At 34.3% G+C, this 3,574-nt stretch carries 3 protein-coding genes; all 3 read right to left on the bottom strand.

Annotation, left to right across the window (positions count from 1 at the left end):
* Positions 1 to 216: 216 nt before the first annotated feature.
* Positions 217 to 1,434 (bottom strand): glycosyltransferase, encoded by a 1,218-nt coding sequence (locus V7183_RS18240; protein WP_335360377.1) that lies wholly within the window; start codon positions 1,432 to 1,434, stop codon positions 217 to 219.
* 216 nt (positions 1,435 to 1,650) lie between these two features.
* On the bottom strand, positions 1,651 to 2,280 hold the full coding sequence (locus tag V7183_RS18235) for a response regulator (protein WP_097898627.1): 630 nt from the start codon (positions 2,278 to 2,280) through the stop codon (positions 1,651 to 1,653).
* A gap of 14 nt (positions 2,281 to 2,294) precedes the next feature.
* Positions 2,295 to 3,413, bottom strand: a complete 1,119-nt coding sequence (locus V7183_RS18230) for a GAF domain-containing sensor histidine kinase (protein WP_141523145.1) — start codon at positions 3,411 to 3,413, stop codon at positions 2,295 to 2,297.
* Positions 3,414 to 3,574 lie beyond the last annotated feature (161 nt).

Here is a 3,574-nt window from a genome sequence, read left to right as displayed (position 1 = left end):
CCTTTGTTTTAAGTTCTATCTATATATTATCAGAAATTTATATACAAATCACAATCAAAAGAGGGAAATTCTTTGAGAAAATAGTATGAAGAATAAAAAAAGAACTCATACTTTTGTATGAGTTTCTAGAAATGATCGTTCTATTTGTTAATGATTTAAATACACTATCGCTCTTGTTTACTGTAAACTCAATGATTCTTGCGATTTATTTCTTTTTTAATAAAACTGCGTATTCTTCTCTACTGCACTTGCTATATGCATCGGTAACTCTTTTATTTTAGACTCGAGATACTTTTGTGCCTTTGCGCCTAAATGTTTCTTACTTTCGATATAATAGGCACAAATGGAAATCTCATAATCAAATAAATAATCGTACACGTGGTAATCTACAAAAAGAAGATCTTCTTTCGGAAAAGGGATTTCTTTTCCTTGCAATGCATACATTAAACCTATATGGTTTTTAGACATCGTTCGATATACCCTTGCAAGTTGATATAAAGATTCTGCTCTAGTTGGTCTATACTCCCAAGCATTTTGAAAATACGTAATAGCTAGTGCAAAAAACTGTTCTTCCTGCTGAATAAAACCTTCAATTTCAGACTGATTTTCTTCCGCCTCTTTCTTAAGCTGCCCTTGTTTGAATGAAGAGATATTCGCCAACTGTTCATAACAAAGACCAATTCTTAGGAACGAATAAAATACTTCTTCCGCCCATCCTCCAGCTTCAACCCTTTTCTTGTACCATTTAATTGATTCCTCAAATTCACTTAGATGATAATAAGTTTGGGCCAAATAAAACAAATACCTTACTTTTAAATCTGGTGTAGTTGTCGGGTCTTGTATCCCTTCCAATAATAATCGTTTATCCCTTTCAAATTTATCAACCTTACTTCCACCATCTCCTTGATCATTAATAATAAGACCATCTAGTCTATCTACTCCCGCATTATAATCAGCACCTACTTTAGAACGGTCTATATCCCAGTATTCATGTGTAACTCCAACGGATTTCCACGGTAAAGATGTTTTTAGCAGACGAGTAAGCCAATATTTAATATGAATATCGTATTGCAACGTCAGATAATGATCCTTAGTTAAACTACGTTTATCAAAATCAGGTGTAACTTCTAAAACCATATCTGCGTCAAGCACCAACAAATAATCAGACTCTGGATACGTTTCTTGTGCCAATGATACCGCTAAGCTTCGGTTATAACCAAAATTCCGAAACGGTTCATGATGAATCGTTCCAGGTATTCCATTTTCTTTACACCATTTTTCAATAATTCCAGGCGTACGATCGGTAGAACCTGTATCACAAATGGAAACAAAGTCAATGATTGGTTTAGCCGCATTCAAACATCTTTCAATTATTTTTGATTCATTTTTTACAATCATGCAAAGACATAATTTTTTTTCTTGTTGGTTTACCATCTTACCACCTCAAATTTTGTGAAACTGCTTTTTAACTTACAATATGTACCATTACACTTCACACCACACAAGACATTCTTTTACTATTTATGAAGATTTCACTTTATTTATTCTGATTTTTATTCACAAAGCCAATAAGAGCTTCTTTACAACAGAAATAACAATAAAAATAAAAAAGAAACTCGTACTCTTGTACAAGTTTCTTTTTTGAAACAGTTAACTATGTTTTACAGCATACAAAGCAGCTTGCGTCCGATCATCTACGTCTAACTTAGCAAGTACATTTGAAACATGTGTTTTAACCGTCTGTTCTGTAATATGAAGCTCTGCTGCTATTTCTTTATTACTTCTTCCTTTCGTAATTTCACGAAGGACTTCTCTTTCTCTTTTTGTCAGCATAGACAAACTATCTTGCTTTTCCTCTTTCACTACTGGTCGTCCTAACAAAACAGGAGTTACTTTCGGATGAAAGTTTGTATTTCCTTGATATACCGCAATAATGGAAGCAACAAGTTGATCTGGCTGTACTTCTTTCAATTGATAACCATCTGCGCCAGCTTCCAGTGCTGGCAAAACATAATCTTGTTCTGAAAAACTACTTAACATCAGGATTTTAATAGTATCGTCATATTGCTTCAATCGTTTTGTCGCTTCAATCCCATCCATTTTCGGCATTGATAAATCCATTAATACTACATCTGGCCTTTCTTTTCGAACAAACTCTAACGCTTCTTCTCCATTCTCTGCTTCGCCTATAATTTCAAATTCCTCTTTCGTTTTTAAAAAGAATACAAGCCCCCTTCGAACAATATGATGATCTTCTACAAGTAATAGTTTAATTTTCAATAACCTTCTCCCTTTCAAACCGGTAACTGAATCTCAATCTTTGTTCCCTGTCCCGGCCTCGTTCTTATTCGAAATGTTCCTTTCATCAATTCAATTCGTTCTTTCATATTTTTTAAACCAAGTGCTGAATCTCTTACTTTTTCTTTAACAAACCCAATACCGTCATCTTCAATTTGAAAGTTTAACTTACTATTTTCTGTTTTTAAGTTAACAAACACCCTCCCGCATGAAGCATGCTTTTTACAATTATGTAAAGCTTCCTGGCTCACACGCCACAGCACTTCTTCTATTTCATCACCAATTGAAATAATCCCATCAATTCGAATTGCTACTTGAATACCTAATAACTTTCCGTAATTCTGCACCGCTTCTGCAAGCCCTTTTTCTAATCCTTCTGGCCGTAATTGCCAAATTAATAATGTCATCTCTTGTAACGCTTCTTGCGATAATTCTCCTATGTAACTTAGCATCTCTTGCAATTCTTTGTCCTTTGTCATATCAAGAGTCCCTCTAGCAGTTAACATAATGGAAAATAACAATTGTTTAACCGAATCATGTAAATCACGCGCGAGTCGATTTCTCTCCGCTACCACTACATATTTGCGCTCTTTCTCAACTAGCCTAATTCGTTGTATCGTTGTTCCAATCTGAAATGCAATTGCTTCTAACAAGGCTAATTCTTCCTCCGTAAAATGTGTTTTATGAGGTGAAGCAACATTTAATAGACCGAACTTCTTAGCTCCAGCACGAAGAGGAATCGTCGCATGATGCGTAATCTCTTCCGTCTCTCCCCAATTATATTCAATGGCATCTTCAATTCGCTTACACTCAATAATATTTGTTGCCTTTTCTAAACGTCCATTCACGAATCGATCGACACACCAACAATCTCCTTCACACATCGGTTTCTTTTCCTTCCATGTAAGTGCTGGTGGCAAATTTTTATCAACAAGCATACGATGCATTCCGTTTTCATCAATAAAAAAGATCCAACCTGTTTGTAAATTCATAACTTGCAATAATGTATGTAATACTTTCTCTAACATTTCCTGCAAATTTGTTGCTTCATTTAATAATTCTGCAATTTCTTTTAATGCTTCTAGACGCCGCATTTCCTTTTCATCATAATTCATCTTCATCACCAACTACCATTATAACATTAAGAAATTTCTAAATACTACAAACAAAAAAGTTCAAACAATTCATTTGATCTAAATCAATTACCAGAAAATATTAGTCCGTTTATTAAAAACCTGATTCAACAGCAAGTTGTAACTATGTAAAGAAAGAGACC

Source organism: Bacillus sp. JJ1127 (assembly GCF_036965845.1).
In the GTDB taxonomy this organism is placed as follows: Bacteria; Bacillota; Bacilli; order Bacillales; family Bacillaceae_G; genus Bacillus_A.
The sequence above is the reverse complement of the archived record's forward strand: the minus strand, read 5'-3'. Positions and strand labels throughout refer to the sequence as shown.